Origin of the sequence: Pseudoalteromonas sp. P1-11, assembly GCF_001399995.1 — a bacterium.
In the GTDB taxonomy this organism is placed as follows: domain Bacteria; phylum Pseudomonadota; class Gammaproteobacteria; order Enterobacterales; family Alteromonadaceae; genus Pseudoalteromonas; species Pseudoalteromonas atlantica.
In genome coordinates, this window is sequence record NZ_LJSP01000002.1 from 122473 (window position 1) to 146715 (window position 24243).

19 protein-coding genes and 1 pseudogene are annotated in these 24243 nt (G+C 42.0%); 13 read left to right on the forward strand and 7 right to left on the reverse strand.

The window, feature by feature from the left end; translation table 11 throughout:
* The first annotated feature begins 574 nt into the window (after positions 1 to 574).
* The 6 genes from AN390_RS03260 to cyoE all read left to right on the forward strand — a co-directional run bounded on the left by AN390_RS03260 (position 575) and on the right by cyoE (position 6131).
* Entirely contained in the window at positions 575 to 994 is a 420-nt protein-coding gene (locus tag AN390_RS03260) for a hypothetical protein (protein ID WP_055016845.1), read from the forward strand.
* A gap of 310 nt (positions 995 to 1304) precedes the next feature.
* Positions 1305 to 2258, forward strand: a complete 954-nt coding sequence (cyoA, locus tag AN390_RS03265; protein ID WP_054983207.1) for a ubiquinol oxidase subunit II — start codon at positions 1305 to 1307, stop codon at positions 2256 to 2258.
* Between the two features lie 2 nt (positions 2259 to 2260).
* Positions 2261 to 4249 carry a cytochrome o ubiquinol oxidase subunit I gene (gene cyoB / locus AN390_RS03270; RefSeq protein ID WP_055252951.1) on the forward strand — a complete coding sequence of 663 codons (1989 nt, stop codon included), beginning with the start codon at positions 2261 to 2263 and terminating at the stop codon, positions 4247 to 4249.
* On the forward strand, positions 4246 to 4881 hold the full coding sequence (gene cyoC, locus AN390_RS03275; RefSeq protein WP_055252952.1) for a cytochrome o ubiquinol oxidase subunit III: 636 nt from the start codon (positions 4246 to 4248) through the stop codon (positions 4879 to 4881). The genes cyoB and cyoC overlap by 4 nt, the downstream gene beginning before the upstream one ends.
* Complete coding sequence (gene cyoD / locus AN390_RS03280; protein WP_004587444.1) at positions 4881 to 5237, forward strand: cytochrome o ubiquinol oxidase subunit IV; 357 nt, start codon at positions 4881 to 4883, stop codon at positions 5235 to 5237. Before cyoC ends, cyoD begins: the two co-directional genes overlap by 1 nt.
* A gap of 9 nt (positions 5238 to 5246) precedes the next feature.
* Entirely contained in the window at positions 5247 to 6131 is an 885-nt protein-coding gene (cyoE, locus tag AN390_RS03285) for a heme o synthase (protein ID WP_004587443.1), read from the forward strand.
* 66 nt (positions 6132 to 6197) lie between these two features.
* Here the strand turns inward: cyoE and AN390_RS03290 are convergent, their stop codons facing one another.
* From AN390_RS03290 to AN390_RS03305, 4 genes are all read right to left on the reverse strand, one after another.
* Entirely contained in the window at positions 6198 to 6863 is a 666-nt protein-coding gene (locus AN390_RS03290; RefSeq protein ID WP_055252953.1) for a hypothetical protein, read from the reverse strand.
* A 133-nt stretch (positions 6864 to 6996) separates the two neighbouring features.
* A complete protein-coding gene (locus AN390_RS03295; RefSeq protein WP_055252954.1) occupies positions 6997 to 8955 on the reverse strand; it encodes a phytase in 1959 nt (652 codons plus the stop codon).
* 11 nt (positions 8956 to 8966) lie between these two features.
* Entirely contained in the window at positions 8967 to 9941 is a 975-nt protein-coding gene (locus AN390_RS03300; protein ID WP_055252955.1) for a metallophosphoesterase, read from the reverse strand.
* A gap of 64 nt (positions 9942 to 10005) precedes the next feature.
* Positions 10006 to 12300, reverse strand: a complete 2295-nt coding sequence (locus AN390_RS03305) for a TonB-dependent siderophore receptor (RefSeq protein WP_055252956.1) — start codon at positions 12298 to 12300, stop codon at positions 10006 to 10008.
* 339 nt (positions 12301 to 12639) lie between these two features.
* Between AN390_RS03305 and AN390_RS03310 the strand changes: the two genes are divergently transcribed.
* The gene (locus AN390_RS03310) at positions 12640 to 13503 is read left to right on the forward strand and encodes a GGDEF domain-containing protein (protein ID WP_236695068.1); all 864 of its coding nucleotides are present in this window, start codon (positions 12640 to 12642) and stop codon (positions 13501 to 13503) included.
* Positions 13487 to 14485, forward strand: coding sequence for an AraC family transcriptional regulator (locus tag AN390_RS03315; protein ID WP_055252957.1), 999 nt, complete (start codon positions 13487 to 13489; stop codon positions 14483 to 14485). The genes AN390_RS03310 and AN390_RS03315 overlap by 17 nt, the downstream gene beginning before the upstream one ends.
* A 22-nt stretch (positions 14486 to 14507) precedes the next feature.
* Here the strand turns inward: AN390_RS03315 and AN390_RS03320 are convergent.
* From AN390_RS03320 to ettA, 3 genes and pseudogenes are all read right to left on the reverse strand, one after another.
* A pseudogene (locus AN390_RS03320) lies at positions 14508 to 15417 on the reverse strand (histone deacetylase).
* A 62-nt stretch (positions 15418 to 15479) separates the two neighbouring features.
* Positions 15480 to 15836 carry a PilZ domain-containing protein gene (locus tag AN390_RS03325; RefSeq protein WP_024034284.1) on the reverse strand — a complete coding sequence of 119 codons (357 nt, stop codon included), beginning with the start codon at positions 15834 to 15836 and terminating at the stop codon, positions 15480 to 15482.
* Between the two features lie 119 nt (positions 15837 to 15955).
* Positions 15956 to 17629, reverse strand: coding sequence for an energy-dependent translational throttle protein EttA (ettA, locus tag AN390_RS03330; RefSeq protein ID WP_055252958.1), 1674 nt, complete (start codon positions 17627 to 17629; stop codon positions 15956 to 15958).
* A gap of 234 nt (positions 17630 to 17863) precedes the next feature.
* Between ettA and metA the strand changes: the two genes are divergently transcribed.
* From metA to AN390_RS03355, 5 genes are all read left to right on the forward strand, one after another.
* Positions 17864 to 18811 carry a homoserine O-succinyltransferase gene (metA, locus tag AN390_RS03335; protein ID WP_055252959.1) on the forward strand — a complete coding sequence of 316 codons (948 nt, stop codon included), beginning with the start codon at positions 17864 to 17866 and terminating at the stop codon, positions 18809 to 18811.
* Entirely contained in the window at positions 18801 to 19874 is a 1074-nt protein-coding gene (locus tag AN390_RS03340; RefSeq protein ID WP_055252960.1) for a homocysteine S-methyltransferase family protein, read from the forward strand. Before metA ends, AN390_RS03340 begins: the two co-directional genes overlap by 11 nt.
* 8 nt (positions 19875 to 19882) lie before the next feature.
* On the forward strand, positions 19883 to 22516 hold the full coding sequence (metH, locus tag AN390_RS03345; RefSeq protein ID WP_055252961.1) for a methionine synthase: 2634 nt from the start codon (positions 19883 to 19885) through the stop codon (positions 22514 to 22516).
* Between the two features lie 148 nt (positions 22517 to 22664).
* Positions 22665 to 23423 carry a HEPN domain-containing protein gene (locus tag AN390_RS03350; RefSeq protein WP_055252962.1) on the forward strand — a complete coding sequence of 253 codons (759 nt, stop codon included), beginning with the start codon at positions 22665 to 22667 and terminating at the stop codon, positions 23421 to 23423.
* 43 nt (positions 23424 to 23466) lie between these two features.
* Positions 23467 to 24222 (forward strand): hypothetical protein, encoded by a 756-nt coding sequence (locus AN390_RS03355; RefSeq protein ID WP_055252963.1) that lies wholly within the window; start codon positions 23467 to 23469, stop codon positions 24220 to 24222.
* The last annotated feature ends 21 nt before the right edge of the window (positions 24223 to 24243 follow it).

Below are 24243 nucleotides of genomic sequence, written 5' to 3' on the forward strand. Positions count from 1 at the left end.
AATCTTTATATTGTGTGTGAAGATGTTGTCAGTGTGAAAGGCAACTCAAGGTCGGTGGTGACCGGTTTTGAGTTGTTTTTATTCCCTACAATTGCCACGCAGTGTAAATCAAGAATCTTTATATGTGTGTGAAGATGTTGTCAGTGTGAAAGGCGGCTCAAGTTCGGTGGTGACTGAATTTGGGCTGTTTTTGTTTGTGCGGCTTTATTTTTAACTTCATTAATCCCCCTTATCTCTACTCCTCAAGCTTCCTAAATATAAAATATTTATAAACTAAGTCTTTATTTTTATTATGTTATTTTTTATTAACAAAATAGCTGCGAAAGCTTAACGCAAAACTTTATATTTTTTGTTGAACCGAAAACTGTCTTTGTTATACTCAGCATCGAACTTTCAGTAAGTTTTGAAAGTTTGTTTGATACGGATCAATTCTCACTAGGTAAATGTGTGCTAGCCGGTTTGATTGTATTTAGCACCTCGTTTTAGGGCTTACAGCAGCAATGTTTTTTTAATTTTTCCATTGCGCGCTTTATTACTCTAATTTTGTTATTAGTCATTTAGTAGGTTAATGTCTTTGAACACACTTTCTTTGCATCATACAAATACGGCTTTTGCTTCTAGCAAACCGCAAACGTGTGAACGCTTGAATAAAGCGGGCAAGGGCGTGTGTGTCGCTATAACATTATTAGTGTTTAATACGGTAATGCTGCTAAGTGGTGCATTAGAGGATGCCTTTCAGCTTGAAGCGTTGTTTAGCAATGGCTCTATTGTTGAGCCTGTTTTGCTGCACATTACGCAATTTTTAGCTCATCCGATCATATCTAGTCAGTTACTCATTGGCCTTTGCTGGTTATTGTTCCATATTTTTCCGGCGCGTCGTGCTGGAATAATCCTTCGTAAAGCCGCTTTCGCTTTTCGCGAGGCAAAAGTACACCAACCTGTGTCCGCTGCACATGGTTGTCGTGCTCCACCTAGCTTTACAGGTTGTCTGTAAGGCTTCACTTGTTGCTGGTTTTAATTATTTTTTCTTGCTGTAAATAATTAAAGTTTGCATTAGCAATGTAGCCGCGTGTTTTAAACACGTCAGCCAACCAACACTCACCCAAGTTAACTTTTATTACGTTATATAAATGCGTTTAGAAGCTGGGTTTGTTGCTAGGTATTTTTTGCATCCACTTGCAGCGGGTTCAGTCCCCTTTATTTTTATAATTTAGTTCTAGTTAACTTGGGTTTTTATTGAAAAATCGTTGCTTAATTTTTATTTAAAGCAGCAAATTAAAACTCTAGGTTTGTAGGATACTCCCTTGTTAATTCGTAACCTTTGTAATATTGCTTTAGCTAGTACGGTGCTGGCGTTGTCAGGCTGTAAAGGCGGGATACTCGATCCAAAAGGCCAAATAGGTATTGATGAGAAAAACTTAATCATCATTGCTACTGTCCTTATGCTGCTCGTAGTAATCCCCGTTATTGTGATGACTTTGTATTTCGCATGGAAATACCGAGACACACAAGATCATGAAATTTATGCACCAAAATGGGCTCATTCAAATAAGATTGAAGCCGTTGTTTGGGCTGTTCCTATTGTTATCGTTATTATTTTAGGTGTTATTACCTGGCAGTCTACCCAAGACTTAGACCCCTATAAGCCAATTGAAGGTAAAGGCGAGCACCTCACTGTAGAGGTGGTTTCATTAAACTGGAAGTGGCTATTTATTTACCCAGAGCAAGGTATTGCAACGGTAAATGAATTGGTATTTCCGGCAAATGTGCCGGTGGAATACAAAATCACTTCAGAAAGCACAATGAACTCGTTTTTTATTCCTCAGCTAGGTAGTCAAATTTATTCTATGGCAGGCATGGAAACCAAGCTTCATTTAATCGCAAATGAGCCGGGCACATTTAAAGGCTTTTCTGCTAATTACAGTGGCGCAGGTTTTACCGGTATGAAGTTCAATGCCATTGCCACTCCAACACAAGCTGATTTTGACACGTGGGTAACAAGCGTTAAAGCCAATGCTAATAACCTCACTCATGCCAATTATGTTGAGCTTGCAAAAGCCAGTGAAAACAATCCTGTTGCCTATTATGGCAAGGTCGACGACGGCCTATTTCATACCATTGTGATGAAGTATATGCAGGCACATGGCGATATGAACAAAAAACATCAAGCAATGAGCGAACATGGGCAAATGAGCAAAAAGCACCATGAAATGAATGAACACGCAATGCCTTCATCTCACAGCCAGGGCGAGGAATAATAATGTCGTTTTTAGGTAAACTTTCACTCGACGCAATTCCGTTTCATGAGCCAATTATAATGGTTACCATGACGGTGATAGCGATTGCCGGGCTTATTATTGCCGGGCTTATTACTAAATATAAAAAGTGGGGCGTGCTTTGGCACGACTGGATCACCTCTGTTGATCATAAACGCTTAGGCGTAATGTACATCTTTTTAGCATTAATAATGCTGTTTCGTGGTTTTTCTGATGCCATTATGATGCGTGCGCAGTTAGCACTTGCTACCAGCGGTGCACCTGGTTATTTGCCTCCTGAGCATTACGACCAAATATTTACAGCGCACGGCGTTATCATGATCATATTTATGGCTATGCCATTTATGATTGGCCTAATGAACATTGTATTGCCACTGCAAATTGGCGCACGCGATGTCGCTTTTCCATTTTTAAATAACCTAAGTTTTTGGTTTACTGCCAGCGGAGCCATTTTAATTAACTTGTCGCTTGTATTTGGTGAGTTTGCAAAAACAGGTTGGGTGGCGTATCCGCCGCTTTCGGAGCTGACCTTTAGCCCTGGGGTGGGGGTCGATTATTATATATGGGCCTTGCAAATTTCCGGGCTCGGTACGCTTTTAACTGCAGTAAACTTTTTAGCGACTGTGTTTAAAATGCGTGCCCCAGGTATGACCCTAATGAAAATGCCAATTTTTACATGGGCATGTACATGGGCAAATATTTTAATTGCAGCATCTTTCCCTATTTTAACTGCTGTGCTGGGCATGCTAACGCTTGACCGTTACCTTGATTTTCACTTTTTTACCAATGCAGCGGGCGGCAACGCCATGATGTACATCAACCTGTTTTGGGCGTGGGGTCACCCTGAGGTTTATATTTTAGTACTACCTGCTTTTGGTATTTTTTCTGAAATTATCTCAACCTTTGCCGGTAAACGTTTATTTGGTTACAAATCGATGGTGTATGCCAGCGGTGTAATCTCTATTTTAGGTTTTATTGTTTGGCTACACCACTTTTTCACCATGGGGTCGAGCGCCAACGTTAATGCGTTCTTTGGGGTAATGACCATGGTTATTGCCGTCCCAACTGGCGTTAAGCTATTCAACTGGTTGTTTACCATTTACCGCGGCCGTTTACGTATCAGCGTTCCTGTACTTTGGACATTAGGCTTTATGGTTACCTTTACAGTAGGCGGTATGACCGGCGTACTACTGGCTATTCCGGGTGCCGATTACGTGTTGCATAACAGTTTATTCTTAATTGCGCATTTCCATAACACAATCATTGGTGGCGCTGTATTTGGCTACCTTGCAGGTTTTGTATTTTGGTTCCCTAAAGCAATGGGCTTTAAGCTTAGCGAAAAATGGGGTAAAGCGTCTTTTTGGTGTTGGATAGTTGGTTTCTTCGTGGCGTTTATGCCGTTGTATGTACTTGGTTTCTTAGGTATGACACGTCGCTTAAACCACACTAATAACCCAGATTGGAACATGTGGTTATACATTGCTGCAGGCGGTGCTGTCATTATTATGTTTGGTATTATTTTCCAAGTCGTGCAGCTCTTTGTTAGCTTTAGAGACCGCGAAGCACTTGACGATACAACCGGCGATCCGTGGAACGGCCATACACTAGAATGGGCAACTAGCTCACCTCCACAAGTGTATAACTTTGCAACTATTCCTCACGTTGATGACATTGATGCCTGGACCGAAGCGAAAGAAAAAGGCCAAGCGTATCAAACAAAAGCAAGCTACAGCCCAATTCATATGCCTAAAAACACAGCATCTGGGGTGTTAATTGCAGCAAGCTTAACTGTATTTAGCTTTGCCATGATCTGGCATATCTGGTGGTTAGCTGCCGTTGGTTTTGTTGGCGCAATTGCCTTATTTATCAAGCGTTGTTACACCAGCGATGTTGATTACTATATACAACCTGATGAAATTGCACGTATTGAAGCTGCGTATAATTCTAGTGGAAATAAGGAGCTAAGCGCGTGAGTACACTATCTGCGAATGTAGAAACTGCCCATTTAGACTCAGTTTCGCACGATGATCATGCACATGAGCATCACGATACCTCTGGCGATACAATCTTTGGCTTTTGGTTATACCTAATGACCGATTGCCTATTATTTGCCTCGTTTTTTGCCACTTACGCCGTCCTGTTTATGAACACAGCCGGTGGTGTATCAGGTAAAGACATTTTTGAACTCGACTTTGTCGCTGTAGAAACAGCGGCGCTACTCATTAGTAGTATTACTTTTGGCTTTGCCATGATTGCCGCACAAGGGCAAAAAAAGGCACTAACACTCACCTGGTTGTTTATTACCTTTTGTTTAGGTGCTGTGTTTATAGGCATGGAAATTTACGAATTTCATCACCTAATTGTGCATGGTAATGGTCCACAACAAAGTGCCTTTTTAACCTCATTCTTCTCGTTAGTAGGCTTACATGGTTTGCACGTAACTGCGGGTCTAATTTGGATGAGTATTATGATGATAGAAGTGGCTAAACGCGGCTTAGGTAAACAAACAGTGACACGCTTAAGCTGCCTAAGCCTATTTTGGCACTTCTTAGACATTGTTTGGATTTGTGTATTTACCGTTGTTTATTTAATGGGAGCAATGTAATGAGCCACAGCGAAGCGCACGCGTTAAAGCAAATGCAAAACGAGCACCATGATGAGTCTCATGGCAGCGTTAAAACGTACTTAATAGGCTTTGTGCTATCAATAATTTTAACCGCCATACCGTTTTACATGGTAATGGAAGGCGACTTTTCAAAAGTAACTACGCTTTGGAGCATTGTTACTTTAGCTATTGTACAAATTTGGGTGCACTTAAAATACTTTTTACACCTTAATTTTACGACAGAAGATGGCCGTGCAAGTACCTTCTCATTTTTATTCAGTGCCCTAATTATCGTCATGGTTGTTGGGTTATCGGTTTGGATAATTTACGAATCTAACGCAATGATGATGTACTAGGAGTTGAAGATGTTTCGTCGTTATTTATCAGTGACTAAGCCAGGCATTATTATGGGCAACCTTATCAGCGTTGCAGGCGGTTTTTTACTTGCCTCGCGTGGGGATATAGACCCATGGCTAATGGTTGTTACGCTTATTGGCTTGTCACTTGTGGTTGCATCGGGCTGTGCTATCAACAATGTAATTGATAGAGACATAGATGTAGCCATGGCACGTACTCGTACGCGGGTAACAGTAACAGGCGAAATGTCGGCCTTTGCTGCACTGAGTCACGGGGTTTTATTGGGGGTTGTAGGTTTTGGTTTACTCATTGCTTACACCACCCAAGCCGCGGTATTTTTTGCAGCGTTTGGCTATGTCATTTATGTTGGGGTTTATAGCCTTTACATGAAGCGCAACTCAGTTTATGGCACGTTTGTAGGTAGCCTTTCTGGCGCAGTGCCTCCTGTTGTAGGTTACTGCGCTGTAACCGGGCAGTTCGATATAGGTGCATTAATACTATTAGTAATGTTTAGTCTGTGGCAAATGCCGCATTCATATGCCATTGCTATTTTTCGCTTTAAAGACTACCAAGCCGCAGGTATTCCCGTATTACCCGTAGCGCAAGGTATTGATAAAGCGAAGCGCCATATTGTACTTTATATTGCTGTGTACGCTTTAGTCGTCATGCTATTACCAATAAGTGGCTACACTGGCGCCGCCTTTATGGCAGTGGCGTGTATTACCAGTTTTTGGTGGTTACTTATGGCACTGCGTGGCTATCGCCGTAATGTTAATTTAACGAGCTGGGCACGCCAAGTGTTTGCTTTTTCTATTATAAATATTACAGCTCTCAGTATTGCTATGGCCGTTGACTACCACAGCGCAGCGCCACAACTGCTTACACTGATATAATTTTTAAAACTTTATATTTCCAAAGTTAATCCAAAGGCTCGAAAGGGCCTTTTTTCATGTTTGAAACTATTTATTTAAACTTTCTGCTTCGTAAAACAAAGGTTTTAGGGAGCCGCAGTTTATAAATTTATACGTTAACTCATTCTGGCTAGGAAGGAGGGTTGAGGTTCTAAATTTTTGCATACAGGCATTTACTAAATCTACAAAAATTAAGTGGCTGAAACTAGGTGCTTGGCTAATTTTATGTATGTAAATTCGTTCTGTGCTACCTAGGTCTATCCTGTCGTATTCTTGCCACTGGCTAGCTTTAGCTAAATCTTTTAACTGGCGAGCATATAGCTGCTTACTCATTTCTATTGTTCTGTTTGTGTAAATTAGGCTGCCTGCTTTTTTGTAATTGCCTTCGTACACGTCTGCGGTAATGGTTATTTCTTCACCGCGCATTAAGCGTTGAATATTAAAAGGTTTGGGCTTTAGCGTTATAAGCTCTGCGTTGCGTACAACATCTAAAAAAGCCACATCGGGGTTTTTAATCCTATACACCACTTGTACATCGTGCGGTAATTTATAGCCGGGTAAGTTAAACGCATAAATTCCTGAACCTTTATTCACCAGTGCTATTGCATGCTCAGCATTGTATTTGGGGTTGAGCGGGGGCAATTCTGCAGCCTCTTCCTCAGCAAAAGCGTATCCACTTATAGTAATGATCAACAAAGTAAGAAGTAAACGCATAATAATCTCAATTAATTTATGAGCTTAAAGTGTAGTATATAGCTTTAATAACTCTAAATTTAATAGGTTTATTTTAAATACACATAGTAAAAAGGCTCGTAAGAGCCTTATTGCGTTTAAATATGGTAGGTTTTTACTTAATCGCTTTTTTAACTTCACGCCAGTCAATAATTTTAAAATTTTGTGGTTGTAGTGGCATACGGTTGTAGCCGTCTTGCACTATAAGCATGCCTTCAGGATAGCCTGGTAAAGCTTTTGCTGTAACGGTTAAGCCGTCGGTTTCACCTGCGCCGTCAATGCCTTTATCTAGATTAGCAATCACATTAAATTTACCTGCAAAGCTTAGACTAGGTTGTGTATTATCTGATATTTTATAAAGCACGTAGCTATTATCGCCTTGGCTTGATACCACTAAATAGCGAGCATCATCAGCATGATAGATTTCCATGCCTTCAACATCTGCCACAAGTTGCTCATTTATACCTCGTAGCATGACCGCTTTGTTGCCAGAGGTTGGCTCTGCACCGATATACCAAATGCCTGCATCTTCTTCACCGGCAAATAATTGGCCTAGTTTATCATCGGCACTACAGCCTTCTGGTTGGCTTGGTAGGGTAAACTCTCTAACCAGTTCACCGATTAAGTTACCTTGCTCACCGGTGAGTTTATATTGCTGGAATAAACCTGATTTATCATTAACAAATACGTATTGACCAGATTCAGACGAATACATACACATACCGTAAATCTCGGCTAGGTTTGTGGCTACTTCTGTTTCATGGTTTACTTTGTTCTCGCTATCGACAGTAAACACGCTAATACTGTTAAGCGTGCGGTTGCTGGCTGTGATCCAAGTCTGGGTTTCGTTGTTTATATCCTGATGCTGGCGTACATCAACATTATTTAAACGCCCAACATTAAGCGATTGTACTTTGTTGCCAGCAAGATCATAAACCATTAAGCCGCGGCGTTTATCTGTGCCTAAAATTAAGCTGCTTTTAGCGTCGTGTTCATTTATCCAAATTGCCGGGTCATCCGCTGCATCACCAAATGCTGCAACTGGCGTTGTTTGTGCGCTGGCATAAATGTGAGTCATAGCGACTTTGTTTTGTGAAGTAACTGTTTGCGCAGTGTAGTTAACGTTTGCTTGAATATAGGCACCTGTTTCATCATCAATTAAAACTAGCTGCGCTTGATTGTTATTGATCAAACTCGCTGCAACAGATTCAATGGTGTGATCGCCAGAAAGTGACCACTGACTTAGTTTTTCAGTATTTTCGTGGTAAGCATAGATCATATTGCCATCAGTGGCAGTAAGCCATAAAGTACCATCTTGTGATACTGATAATGCCCCGATTTCAGCTTTTAATTCACCGTAAGGCTCAACTAATGCCACTGGCTGTTTATTGGCATCGGATTCAGCATCAGCATTGATAGCCCAAACGCCGAGTTCAGCTTCGCCCACATACAAGGTTTTTGTTTCGTCATTAACTGCGCAACCGGAGGCTTCAGTAACGGCTGAAAATTCACGCACTGCAATATTTTTAGCTTGCTTAGTGGCTAAGTCATAAATGATGGTTTCGCTGATCAAACCTCGAACATCCGGCACAAACGCTGAGACAGTCTCGTTATCACTGTTTTTAAATAAACACACGGCATCAGGCTGAGCTTGGGGCGGGGTAATACGAGAGAGTTCATTTATCTGCCAAGTTTGGCCGCTTTTTTCAAGTTCAAAGATGACGACGTTGTCTTGGCTTTTATCAATGCTTGCGAGTAAAAATTGCTGCGCTGATAATTGTTTTAGTGAAATTGACTCAAAGTTACCCGCCAATAACACACTGCTTTGGTCTTTATCTGCCACTAATAAGCCCTGGCTTTCGCTGGCAATCAACCATTGGTTATTACCCAGCGCTGCTGCCTGTGAGCCTTGCATATTTTGTTGAGGGCCAAATTTTTCCACAGCTATTGCTGCTTTTACCATAGCTGCGTTGCTTTGGCTGCTAGGTTCCTCATTACTTGTGCAGCCGCTAAGAGCTGTAACCAGAAGTGCACTTGAGAGCACTGTTGAAATGGTATTTAATTTAAAGTTCATTATTTTATCCTTTACTTATCTATGTGCTTTTTAGTGCTAAAACGTACTTCACCAAGGTGATTAATCGCACTTACACTGAGTGTTTCGCCATTGATAGATACACTTAAAAAACCAGGTGTTGCTTCTGCGTAGCGGGTAAATTCACGTTGTTTTACAAACCGTGCTTCACTGCCTCCACCAGAGATAAAGTGAGCCACTTTGCTATTTTTTGGTTGGTTGTATTGCAAGTCGTGCTCGTGCCCAGCGATATAAGCTTGCACGTTATGACGCTCCAAAATAGGTTCTAAAATGTCGCGAAGCCCTTGGTTACGGCCAAAGCGTTTACCACTTGAATAAAGCGGGTGGTGGCCTACCACAATTTTCCACTTTGCTCTACTGCCGGCAAGTTGGGTTTCAAGCCAAGTAAGCTGGGCTTTATAGCCTTGCCCTTGGGTTGAGCGGTATTTATCACGGTCTTTATATTCAGGCTGAATTGGGTTGGTATCTAAAAACACCATTAAAACTTGTTCATTGTTTTCAAGTTCAAAGGTTTTACTGTAATACCTTGCGGGTAACTGCCAGCGCTGACTTTTGTTTGTATAGTCAATTTGTGCTTGAGCGTTGCCAAGGTAATCATGGTTGCCTAATACAACGTACCAGTCTTCAAATGTATGTGGGCCATGATAGATATCTTCGTAAGCGGATTGCCATAAAGGGTCGTTGACGCTTGCTACCCCATTCGGGTAAAAGTTATCACCAGTTGAAATGATAAAGTCAGCATCGGTTTGATACATGGCTATTTCTAATTGGTGTGCGACTTCTTTTTGATAAAAGTGGCCGTTATGTCCCCAGTCGCCAATTACCATAAAGTTAAGGCTATCTGGTAGCGTATTTAACTTGGCAATTTTTTGCTGTTGATAAAGCTCATCTTTATAAATAACTGGCGTGGCAGCGCTAAGCGTATGAGATGCTAATAATGCAGCCATGATAAAAGACAGTTTAAACATGTTTTAACTCCAAAAAAGCACGTAATGGCTTGCCAATACGTGCTTAAAATGACAATACCCGTGATTAGAATGCGTAACGTAGCATTACTTGAATGACTGGGCCTGCTTCTTCAGACTCAAGCTCGTACTCATCAAAGTCACGGCTGTTTTGGTCATCAAGTGAGTCAAACTTGTTGAAAACTTCATCTTTACTAGCATCTAGTAAGTTTGAACCCACTAGGCGAAGTGTTACATCTTGCCAGCGCTTTTCAACGAAAAGCTCTAAATCAGCACCGTAAGAGGTGGTAACTTCTTCCCCTACAAAGCGTCCGTATGCATCACCTTGGATACGGTAAGTTGCACCAAATGATGCACGCAGTATTGGTAAATCTTGGATAAAGCCAATGTTATAAACATAATCTGATTGGTCGTTAAATTTACGTTTGCCAAAACTGTCTTCAACTTCACTGTCAAGCCAAGAGTAATTTAAGAAGATACCTGTATTAGGCATGTTCAAGGCGCTAAGCGGGGTTGATAAATCAAACTCAATACCTTGAACTGACCCATCGCCAGTATTTTGTGGTTGCAATACAAATGTACCTTCGCCTTCTGAGCCTTCAACACCTGTGCTGGCAATTTCAATTAGGTCGCTAACGTCACGGTAAAATACGTTTACACCGACAACGCCACTTTTACCTAAACGGTATTCGTAACCTAAATCGATACCCCAAGAAGATTCTGGCTGAAGATTTGGGTTACCTAAAAAGTCATTATCAGCGAGCTCTTCTTCAAGTAGAGCCGGTGTTATGTAGTCAAAGTCAGGGCGGCGTAAGCTACGTGCAACAGAGGCGCTGACTCGGCCGTTATCACTTACACTGTAACGAAAGTGAGCCGACGGTAAAATAAAGTCATAATCATTTTCGGCAGTAACGCCTTCATTGGTATCGGTAATGTTTGAGTCAGTTGACTCCCAACGTACACCCATCTCCCATGAGAACACATCTGCTTCGTGTTTGATTAATGCAAACAAATCAAAACGGTCTTCTTCGAGGGTGTTCACACCGCCGTCTACTGCTTCAAATTCGTTGTTAAATACAGCTAAAGACATAGGTGTTTGGTTAAATTGATCCCAGTCAGTAAGTGTTTGCTCACTTTCATCTTCCGCTTCTAAAATTGCTGTGTCGCGCTCTTTTCCTTGAACAAAAGCACCAAATTGAACTTCTTTTGAGTCACCGAGCAGTAAGCTATGTTGCCATTGTAATGACCATTCTTTATCGTCAATATCAACAGTTTCTTCTGCTTCCTCAAAAACCATTGGGAGCTCAGATGTATCAAGCTCAACTTCTTGCTCGTAAACAGATTCTTCAAAGCTGGCATAGCCTACTTTAAACTTGCTGGTACCGCCTAATAACGGTAATTCATAACCTGAGTTTATGTTGTAGTTGGTTTGGTCAATGTAGGAAACATTTGCGTTATCCGAGAGTAAATTACCGCCTTCAACAATAGAGCCTGAGGTTGCAGATGCATCATCATATTCAAAAGAACGCTCGTCTTCGGTACGGTCTGTATCAACCCACATGGCGCTAATATCAAATTTACCGCCGTTATCAAATATCTTTTCAAAGCTGGCATTTAATGATGTGTCATCGCCATCACGAGTATCAGATTGATCTTCACGGTTATCAAAATCATCAGTTGCATAATTAGGGTTATTTTCAGGGCTATCACCATAACGTATGCTTGATTTTTGTTTTGGGTTATAACGACCTTGAAAATTAGCCCCTAGTAGTAAACGTCCACCTGCAAACTCAGTACCGTAAACGCCCGCAAAGCTTTCTTTTAGTTCACCATCATCATAGCGTAATCCTCCTGCGCGAATGTAACCGCCGTCTAAGCTGTAGCCATCGCGAAGTACAATGTTAAGGGTGCCCGCAATTGCATCGGCAGAGCGGTTGGCACTTGATGAACGAATTATTTCTACACGCTCGATTAATTCTGCTGGAATACGGTCAACAAAAAATGAGCGATCAGCACCTGCTCCTGGAACTTCTTCGCCATTGATCAGTACTTTTGTGTAAGCAGGGCTTAAGCCACGCATGCGTGCGCCGTCTGATTCAAGCATATCTGATAAAAACGTCACACTCGGTACTCGCTTTAAAGCGTCGCCAGCGGTGAGTGGTTCAAAACGCTGAAAGTACTCTTGAGAGTATTCAAGCGTTGGGGCTAGTTCTTGTGAGCGGTTGCGATAGCCTATCTCGCCATAAACTACTAACTCTTCAGATATTTTTACATCAGTTGTGTGTTCTTCTTGTGCTGCATGTACTGCTAAATTGCAAAGTGATAGCGCTGTTACCAGTGCTTTAAGTTTAAAGTGTGCCATGTAATTTGCTCCTGTTGCTGCTTGGTTTGAAAGCAAACTAATTAAATTAAATGACGCAAATGTGACAACACCCTATTTAGATCAGCAGGTTATTAAGGTTTTAAAAGCTTTACCTTGGCGTGTGAGCTAATCGCACTCCTAAGCAATATAGCGTTAATGGGCCATGTGCAGCTTATAAGTAAGTGCATATCATTTAGCTGTCACATCATTGAGCTAATATGACCCTGCTACAAAAAATGCACTTCGGGTAGCATAAATACATACGCAATTTAAATAAGACAAACTATGCGATTTAATCCCTTTATTAGCCATCGGCTTTTAACAAACAGTATTATAGCTATGGCGTTATTAGCCATATTTTTATGTGCCTATTTAGGGGAGCTCAAAGAGCTGCAACACATACAATGGCTCGATATTATTGGTGAGGGCGGCATAGTGATTATGACCCTAACTTGGATTGTTGCCTTACTTATTTCGCGCCCGCCGGGCAAAGTTACTCGTTATTTGGTGCTTGGGCTTGGTTTATTTATGTTCTCGGCCACGCTCGATTTGCTCGATGAATGGTTAATGCAACCTGCGCAGCAGTGGCTAAGCTGGATAGAGTCACTGCCAGCCCCCGTTGGGATGCTGCTAACCAGTTTAGGTTTATACCATTGGCACCAAGAACAATATGTTTTAAATAAACAGCTAAGGCGCCGTGAAGCACATTTACGTGAGCACGACAAAGTATGCCCCGTTACCGGCGTTTATACAGCCGAATACTTACAAAGCGTTTTAAACACGCAGCTTAAGGCGCCGCAGCCAGTTTTATTAGCCGCTATTGATATACGCGACTTCGCTAGTTTTAATAATGAGTTTGGTTTTAGCGAAGGGGATCGACTGCTACGCGAAATAAGCGAGCTTATACTAATGAACTGTCGGTTAAGCGATGTGGTATGTCGTTATGCGGGAGACTGTTTTATGGTGCTAATGCCAGCCACATCAAAGCAGCAAGGCCAAGAGCTTCTTAGGCAAATAACAGCCGCATTAAAACATTGTGCTTTTAAAGTAGAAGGCTCTGGGCTTGCTAAGTTTCAGTGTGTAACTACCCACATCATACAAGCGCAAAAAAGTGATACAGCTCACATGCTAATGCAACAATTGCACAGCGGCCTACAACTACAAAAACAACAAAGAGCCACCAGCAGTGAACAGTTATGTTAGCTTAAGTGACAAGTATTTAACTGCACAGGGGCTTATAACTGCCGTTGTAGAGCTTGCGCAAAGTAGGGGGGTTGCCTTACATAAATTATTACGCGGCACCGGGATTTTTGAGCAAGATTTACTCAGCGTTGAGCATTACTTTAGTTTAGAGCAGCAAGTTAAATTACTAAGTCAATTTAAACGCCTAATGAACACCCCCGACAGCGGTTTTTTACTAGGTAGTCAATTAGTTAACGATTCAAGTAGCGCAGCACAAAGTGTATTGTTCAGCGCTAAACTAGGGGCGGCACTGTTACAAATACAGCGAGCGCATTTACAGCTTTGCCCTTTGTTTTTTAGTCAGCACTATGTAAGTAATCAGCAATTTTATATTTTTTTAAATGCTGCTACAGGGCTTGATGACGACCTACATAACTACATTTTAGAAATTTACAGTGCTGCGTTTTATAGTTTATTAAAGCGTTTAAGCCCGCACTATCCGCAATGTGAGTTCGACTTTAGCTTTAAGCGACCGCGTCATATTCATCAGTACGAGCAACATTTAGGTTTAAAGCTGCGTTTTGAGCAGCCAACGACTCGTTGGGTTATTAGCAAAACATTACTTCGCCAAGCTAACCCGTACGCCAGCGAATTACGCTTTATGCAAGCACGCGCTCAATTGGCTGTAAAATCACACGAAAAATACACCTTTATAGAGGCTGTTTGGCGCTATCTACACACTTATAACGAGGCAAGTTTAGAGCAAACCGCCCAGTATTTTGCCATGAGCCCAGCCACGTTTAAACGAAAACTAAAATGCCATAATATGCGCTTTTCGAGCTTAGTTGATGAGCAAAATAAACATAAAGCCATTTATTTACTTACCTTGCGCGCTAAGTGCAATGAGCATGTTGCTGAGCGTTTGGCATTTTACGATATTCCTAACTTTAGGCGGGCATTTAAACGTTGGACAGGGCTAACCCCAAGCCAGTTAAAAGTATAAAGCGCACAGGTTAATACTTATTTTAAAAACCAGCAGCCTGCTCAATTACTATTGCATGGCGCTGCGCTAAACGCGTATGGTCTCTGTCGTAGCCGCCACCAATAACACTGGCAATAGCGGTGTTATGTTCAAGGCAGCGCTTAAACACTAAATGGTCACGCTGTTTAATGCCGTCCCAGCTTATATCTAGTTTGCCTAAGCCATCGTCTTGCCAAATATCTACACCGGCATCGTATAGGACTAAATCGGGGTTGAGTTCTTTTAGTAAAAACTGCAGCGTATCATCCACAACGCCTAAGTATTCTGCGTCTTGCATATTGTTAGCAAGGCCTATGTCTAAATCGCTGGGGGATTTTCTAAACGGGAAGTTTTTTTTCGCAGTGTATAGAGCAGGTATACGCATACGGCTGATGTGCAAGCATTGCAGCTGTGCCATCGCCTTGGTGTACGTCTAAATCAAAAATGAGCACGTTGGTCACTTCACCGCTTTGTATTAATGTTTGCGCGGTAAAGGCTAAGTCGTTCACCATACAAAAACCTGAGCCAAAATCAGTGTGTGCATGGTGTGTACCGCCAGCTAAATGACAGGCTAAGCCATGCTTTAATGCTAAGCGTGCAGTTTGTAACGTGCCTTGTGGAGCGGTGAATGTGCGGTTCATTAGCGGTTGCGACCAAGGTAAGCCAATGCGGCGCATGGCTTTTTCGTCTAGGCGGTTATGCCATAAATCGTGAATGTAGTTTTCGCAGTGTACCAGTTCAAGTGGCTCGGGGGAGCCCAAAATAGGCTCTACTAAATTATTACCTGCAATGCCTAAACCTTTAACCTGCTCATATAAATGAGCAAATTTACTCATTACAAATCGGTGCTTAGGGTCAAAGCTAAACGAATAATTACTGTGATAGACCAAAGGTAAGTGAGGGTTTAGGCGCATAACCGTATCAATAATAAAGTTTGCGCTATGGTAATAAACTTAACTAAGGGAGTCTATTGCCGTTATTCAATCAATGAGGCAAGCTCACGATGAAGTAATTGTTCATCGGCTAAATTAAGTTCAACTAGCCGTTTTAAATAGGTAATGCTGTTTATATCTATATGGTGGCAATTAAGGCCGATGTGTTGATCTTCTATGTGGCAAATAAACACCTCCATTTTTATTTCTATATCGCTTTGTGGCAAGGTAAAGCGCAAGGTGGCTTCGCTATTTTTTGTGCCACTAAACGCCGCGCATTTAGTAATAAGTGCGCCATGTAAAGATACATCGAGTAATTTGCATGGGTAGCTCTCTCCTGCAAATTCTAATTGGGCCGCGGTTGAAAAAAGAATACGCGAGAACTGACGTCGATTTTCCATAAAACGAGTTGCCTTTATTGTAATATTTAAATCAAGCATAGCGGGAAATAGCCCATAGCGATAAAAAATGGCATAAAAAAACCCCGCATAAATGCAGGGTTCGTTATATCAGTTAACAATTAACCAATTTTTTTATACTTAATACGCTTAGGTTGTGCAGCTTCTGCGCCTAAGGTCTTTTTAAGCCACTCTTCGTATTCAGTGTAGTTACCATCAAAGAAGTTAATTTGGCCTTCGTCGCGGTAATCTAAAATGTGTGTTGCAATACGGTCAAGGAACCAACGGTCATGCGATATACACATTACACACCCTGGGAACTCTAAAATAGCGTTCTCAAGGGCGCGTAGTGTTTCAACATCAAGGTCATTGGTTGGCTCATCCAGTAGTACTACGTTACCACCCGCTTTTAAAAGCTTAGCAAGGTGTAAACGGTTACGCTCACCACCTGATAAGTCTTTTACAAACTTTTGCTGATCGTTACCTTTAAAGTTAAAGCGGCTAACGTATGCACGGCTTGGGAACTCAAAGTTACCAATTTTTAGTACGTCTTGTCCGTCAGATATTTCTTCAAATACAGTTTTGCTTTCGTCCATATTGCCACGGAACTGATCAACCGTTGCAAGCTCTACAGTTTCACCTACGCTAATGCTGCCGCTATCTGGTTGCTCTTCGCCGCTTAGCATTTTAAATAGGGTTGATTTACCCGCGCCATTGGCACCAATAATGCCCACAATCGCGCCTTTTGGCATACTAAAGCTTAAATCGTCGATTAATACGCGATCGCCAAAACTCTTACGTAAGTTATTAACTTCAAGCACTTGGTCGCCTAAACGCGGGCCAGGTGGAATAAATAGCTCGTTAGTTTCGTTACGCTTTTGGTAATCAGATTGCTGTAGCTCGCTAAACTGCGCCATACGCGCTTTAGACTTAGCTTGGCGACCTTTAGGGTTTGAACGCACCCACTCAAGCTCTTGAGCAATTGATTTTTGACGTGCTTTTTCAGATTTTTGCTCTTGTTGTAAGCGCGCATCTTTTTGCTCAAGCCAAGAAGAGTAGTTACCTTCCCACGGAATACCTTCACCACGGTCAAGCTCTAGTATCCAGCCAGCAACATTATCAAGGAAGTAACGGTCATGCGTTACCGCCACAACAGTGCCTTCGTAATCATGTAAGAAGCGCTCAAGCCAAGCAACCGACTCAGCATCTAAGTGGTTAGTAGGCTCATCGAGAATAAGCATATCTGGTTTTTCGAGTAATAAACGACAAATAGCAACACGGCGGCGCTCACCACCTGAAAGGTGCTCAATTTTAGCATCCCACTCAGGTAAACGAAGTGCATCAGCAGCGCGTTCTAAAACGTTATCGATGTTGTGACCATCGTGCGCTTGAATGATTGCTTCAAGCTCGCCTTGCTCTTTTGCTAGGGCGTCAAAGTCAGCGTCTTCCATTGCGTACTCGTTGTACACTTCGTCAAGGCGATTAAGGGCATGTTTTACTTCGCCAACAGCTTCTTCAACTATTTCGCGTACTGTTTTGCTTTCGTCCAGTACTGGCTCTTGCGGTAAGTAACCAATTTTAGTACCAGGTTGAGGGCGGGCTTCACCTTCAAAGTCTTGGTCAACACCGGCCATAATGCGAAGTAATGTAGATTTACCAGCACCATTTAAACCAAGCACACCAATTTTAGCGCCAGGGAAAAAGTGCAACGAAATATCTTTTAAAATTGTGCGCTTAGGTGGCACAACTTTAGATACTCGACTCATCGAGAATATAAACTTATCAGGTAAAACCATGGAGGAAAGCCTTCAAATAATAATAAAAATTTCAATATTGTATTGTAGTGGCTCACGGGTGAAACAGTCAACGAATGGCGGGTTTTAAAGCGCTAATGGCTGTAGGTTGATAAAGTATAAAATCATGAATAAATTTCATTTAGACATCTATACATCTAGAGGTTGATATTTTTAGCATACTGTTCATAATGAGAGCGTATAAATTCTCGGTTTTTATGAGCAGGAGTAAAAAATATGCCAATTACAGTGAAAGACGAGCTACCGGCTATTGCCCGTTTACGTGAAGAAAACGTGTTTGTAATGCCAAAAAGTCGCGCAAAAACGCAAGAAATTCGTCCTATGCGTTTGGCTATTTTAAATTTAATGCCTAATAAAGTAGAAACCGAAGTGCAGTTTATTCGTTTGCTTGCCAATTCTCCTTTACAAGTAAATGTAGAGCTACTGCGCCTAGATACGCATCGCAGTAGTAGCAACTCAGAAGAGCACCTAGATACCTTTTACCGTTATTTTTCAGAAGTGAAAGACAATAACTACGATGCGTTAATTGTTACCGGCGCGCCACTCGCACACCTTGAATACGACGATGTAGCCTACTGGGATGAGCTAAAAGTGATTATTGATTGGGCAGAGCAGCACGTTACCTCTACGCTGTTTTCGTGCTGGGCGGCGCATGCCGCGTTGTATCATCGTTACAATTTAAAACGCGATTTAAAAGAAGATAAACTTTGTGGTGTGTTTACTCACCAGTGTTACTTTGATCACGGGGCACTTACTCGTGGCTTCGACGACACCTTTTTAGTGCCGCACTCACGTTATGGCCACATAGATATAAATAAAATAAATACCTGCGACGATATAGTCGTGCTGGCAGGCTCTGAAAAAGTAGGCGCTTACTTAATGAAAAATAAGTCGGGCAGCCAAGTGTTTATAACCGGCCACCCAGAATACGATGCCGACACATTAAAAGCAGAGTACGAGCGCGATTTACAAAAAAGCCCTGATGCGCCAAAACCCGAAAACTATTTTCCAGATAACGATGCAAGCAAAAAGCCGTCAAAAACGTGGCAAAGCCATGCCTTTTTACTGTTTTCGAACTGGTTAAATTACTACGTGTACCAAACGACCCCTTATGATATTAATTTAGTTAGCCAAGATGTGAGGACTAACAACTATGCCGAATAACGTGCAAAACAATAATAAACACAGCGAATTAAGCGCTGCATTAAAAGAGCGTATTTTAATTTTAGATGGTGCCATGGGTACCATGATCCAAACTCACAAGCTTGAAGAAGAAGACTACCGAGGCGAGCGCTTTAAAGACTGGCACGTACTAATTAAAGGCAATAACGATTTATTAAGCCTTACAAAACCTGAGTTAATAACCAATATACACCGCAGCTTTTTAGCCGCCGGTGCAGACATTATTGAAACCAATACTTTTAACTCAACCACCATTTCGATGGAAGATTACGACATGGCAAGCATAAGCCGTGAGGTAAACTTAGAGTCGGCCAAACTCGCACGCGCAATATGTGACGAGTTCACCGCTAAAAACCCAGAAAAACCACGCTACGTAGCCGGTGTTTTAGGGCCAACCTCTAAAACCTGCTCAATTTCGCCAGATGTAAACGACCCAGGCTATCGTAATATTACCTTTGATAAGCTGGTTACTGCGTATGTTGAGTCTACCCTTGCATTAATGGAAGGCGGCGCTGATTTAATACTTATCGAAACCATTTTCGACACGCTAAATGCAAAAGCTGCCTCATTCGCAGTAGAAGAAGCGTTTGAGCAAGCAGGGCGCACATTACCCGTAATGATCTCAGGCACAATTACCGATGCCTCTGGGCGTACGCTTTCGGGGCAAACCACCGAAGCATTTTATAACTCTATTCGCCATATCAAGCCGCTTTCTATAGGCCTAAACTGTGCCCTTGGCCCCGATTTACTACGCCAATACGTAGAGGAGCTTTCGCGCGTATGCGAAACATTTACCTCAGTACACCCAAATGCCGGTTTACCTAACGAATTTGGTGAGTACGACCTAGAAGCAGAGGACATGGCGAAAGAGATTATAGACTGGGGTAAATCGGGCTTTATAAATATTGTTGGTGGTTGCTGCGGCACCACGCCTGCGCATATTCGTGCGTTTGCCAAAGGGCTTGAAGGCGTTAAACCTCGCGCATTACCAGAGCTTGATGTTCGCATGCGTTTATCAGGCCTTGAAGCCTGTAACTTAAACTAGGAGCCAACATGACCCAGCAAATTGCAGTATTTACCAATGTTGGCGAGCGTACCAACGTAACCGGCTCTGCCATGTTTAAACGCTTAATCATGGAAGAAGATTACGAGACCGCCCTGAATGTTGCCCGCGAGCAAGTAGAAAACGGCGCCCAAGTTATTGATATAAACATGGACGAAGCCATGTTGGACTCAAAAGCGGCAATGGTTAAGTTTTTAAACTTAATTGCCTCAGAGCCCGATATTTCTAAAGTGCCCATTATGGTCGACTCCTCTAAATGGGAAGTAATAGAAGCAGGTTTAAAGTGTATTCAAGGCAAGGCTATTGTTAACTCAATATCGCTTAAAGAGGGTGAAGAGCCATTTAAACGCCAAGCTAAAATTATTAAACGCTTTGGTGCAGCTGCTGTTGTTATGGCGTTTGATACCGACGGCCAAGCCGACACCGCAGACCGTAAATACGAAATATGTGAACGCAGCTACAAAATATTAGTCGAAGAGATTGGCTTCCCGCCGGAAGATATTATTTTCGATCCTAATATATTTGCCGTAGCCACCGGTATAGAAGAGCACGACAATTACGCAGTAGAATTTATTGAAGGTACACGCCGAATTAAACAAAACTTACCACACTGTAAAGTGTCGGGCGGGGTGTCTAATGTCTCGTTTTCGTTTAGGGGTAATAACCCCGTACGTGAAGCGATTCACTCGGTGTTTCTATACCACGCGATAAAAGCGGGTATGGATATGGGTATTGTAAACGCAGGCCAGCTTGCAGTTTACGACGATATTCCCGAGGAACTTCGCAAAGCCGTAGAAGATGTAATCCTTAACACCGACCCAGGTGCAGGTGAGCGCTTAGTAGAAATAGCCCCTAAGTTTTCGGGTATGGCACAAGCCGAACGCGTAGAAGATTTAGAATGGCGCACATGGCCTGTTGAAAAACGCCTAGAGCACGCCCTTGTAAAAGGCATTACCACCTTTATAGATGAAGACACCGAAGAGTGCCGCGCTGCCGCCGATAAACCTATTCACGTAATTGAAGGGCCATTAATGGATGGCATGAACGTGGTAGGGGATTTATTTGGTGCAGGTAAAATGTTTTTACCGCAAGTTGTTAAATCGGCCCGCGTAATGAAACGCGCAGTGGCCTACTTAGACCCATTCATAGAAGCCGAAAAAGAAGAAGGTGCCACTAACGGTAAAGTAGTTATGGCCACCGTAAAAGGCGACGTGCACGACATAGGTAAAAACATTGTAGGCGTAGTACTGCAATGTAATAACTACGAAGTAATCGACTTAGGCGTAATGGTACCTGCCGAAAAAATACTGCAAACCGCGATTGACGAAAAAGCCGACATAATTGGTCTTTCGGGTTTAATTACCCCATCGCTTGATGAAATGGTACACGTAGCCAAAGAAATGACCCGCCGAGGCTTTGAGCTCCCACTTATGATTGGCGGCGCAACGACCTCTAAAGCGCATACTGCCGTTAAAATTGAACCGCAGTACGACAAAGGCGTAGTGTACGTAAATAACGCCAGCCGTGCAGTGGGCGTGGTATCAAGCTTATTATCTAAAGAGCTAAAACCGGCCTTTTTAGAAAAAACTAAAGCCGAGTACGAAAAAGTACGCGAGCAACAAGCGCGCAAAAAGCCACGTTCAAAACCCGTTACCATACAGCGTGCCCGCGATAACGCAGCCAAGCTTGATTGGGATAATTACACGCCACCGGTGCCTAAAAAGCTGGGCGTGACCGAATTTAAAAATGTATCAATCGCCACGTTACGTAAATACATAGATTGGACCCCGTACTTTATGACGTGGTCAATCGCTGGTAAATACCCGCGCATAATGGACGATGAAGTCGTTGGCGAGCAAGCACGTAGCTTATTTAAAGACGCTAACGACATGCTCGACGACCTTGAAAAGTCAGGTGCTTTGCAACCTTTAGGTGTAATTGGTTTATTCCCTGCAAACCGCGTGGGTGATGACATAGAAATTTACACCGACGAAACCCGCAAAGAGCTGTTAACTACCTCATGCCATTTACGCCAGCAAACCGAAAAAACCGACTTTGCTAACTATTGTTTGGCTGACTACATTGCGCCAAAAGGCACACCTGATTACTTTGGTGCGTTTGCCGTAACGGGTGGTTTAGAAGAAGACGACCTAGCCGACGCGTTCGATGCCAAGCAAGACGACTACAATAAAATAATGGTAAAAGCGGTTGCCGACAGGCTCGCAGAAGCGTTTGCAGAATACTTGCACGAACAAGTGCGTAAAGAGTATTGGGGTTACGCAGCCGATGAAAACTTAAGTAACGATGAGCTAATTCGCGAAAACTACCAAGGTATTCGCCCAGCGCCAGGTTACCCAGCGTGCCCAGAGCACACTGAGAAAAAGAAAATTTGGCAGTTACTCGATACCGAAAAACGCATTGGCATGCAGCTCACCAGCTCATACGCCATGTGGCCAGGCGCTGCGGTTTCGGGCTGGTATTTCTCACACCCAGAGGCAAAATACTACGCCGTAGCATCTATTCAAAAGGATCAGGTAGAAGATTACGCCAAGCGAACTAATATGACGCTCGCAGAGGCTGAAAGGTGGCTGTCGCCTAATTTGGGGTATGAGCCGGAATCATAGCGAAGCGGTCAGTTTTAGCTGTCAGCTATCAGTAAAAGAAAAACGAGCCAAATTGGCTCGTTTTTGTTTTTATTAAGAAAACTTATTTCTAAAGTATTATAAATAGTTAATATATCCATTATTTAAACATAAATTATAAGGAAGTATTTTGAGCTCTATTAAAGAATTTTTATTTGAAGAACAAAATAAGCAGGCTGAAAAGTGGGTACGTGAAAGGCTCAGCGATCAAGATTTAACAGTAGAATCGGATGAATGGCAAAGTTTAATCATTGAGTATTCTGCTTATCAGGACCATTTAAATGATGAATATGAGTGGGTTTCAGAAATAAAATGGTTAAAGGAAAATGGCTCAGTTGATATTTATCAAAACTTTATGACAGAGTTAAGCAATGTAAAGGAGCTTGCAAAAAACTCACTCTCCCAACCAATTCCTCTAGATGAAAACTTAATAATTAAAATGTGTTATTCATACTCGGTAACACTTCTTGAAGCTTTTTTAGGGGACACAATAAAAAGCTTAATATCTGAAAACAATGTCTATCTAAATAATGCGATAGAGCGTTTGGAGCAAATAAGGAATACGAAATATTCATTGTTTGATTTATCTAAATCAGGAATAGATTTAAGTGGGTTGGCAATTAAGTCCGTTAGTGAAGTATTATTTCACAAAATTGATAAAGTCATGGAAATGTACGAAAAAGTACTTGGTTGTAAAATAAATATAGACACGACAAAAGTAAAATCAATTATCGACATAAGACATGATATTGTCCATAGAAATGGGTATACCAAGGACAACGAAGTAATAGTTATACTACCAGATGACTTATATCAGGCAATTACTGAAATAAATCATTTAGCTAATCAATTGCAAAAAATAATTGAGGCAAAAGAAGTATCAAACTAATACGGACTGCTTCGATAAAAAAAACTGAGATAAAGGACTATTCATGAAGTATCTAAATTACATATTGCTTTGCCTATCCCTATTTTTCACATCAAACACATTTGCGCTTGAGCAGAAATATCACGAGAGTGTTTTACCTGTTATTGCTGCTTTTAAAGCGGAGGATAAAGCTGCGATTGCTGCGCATATTCGCTACCCTCTAAAAAGGCAATATCCATTGCCTGACATTAAAAATGAAGCTGAGTTTGTTAACCGCTTTGATAAAGTGTTTGACGAGGAGCTTGTTACTATTATTGGCAGCTCTAATATTAATACCGATTGGGATAAAGTTGGTTGGCGCGGCATTATGCTAAATAACTGCGTGATGTGGCTAGATACCGACGGTAAAATTATCGGTATAAATAGCCACACAGCCAAAGAGCAGGCATTTGCTAAACGCTTAATTGAACAAGACAAGCAATCACTCCATTCAAGTATTAATACGTTTGAAGAGCCAGTGCTGGATTGGAAAACGGCTAGCTACCATATTCGCGTTGATGATTTAGGTGATAGAAATTACCGTTATGCAGTGTGGAGTAGTGATAAAAGGCCAAAGGACAAGCCAGATATGGTTTTATTTAACGGTGATATTACCTTTGAGGGTAGCGGCGGCAATCACCACTATACGTTTATAAACGGACGCTATAGTTACATATTACACGTTACTATTATTGGCTGCGATACATCGCCACCTGGCTGGCTTGAAGTATATAAAAATGATGAGCAGTTATTAAATGAGTCAGTTATAAGTGCTGAGTAGAATCAGTAAACTCTTCTTATC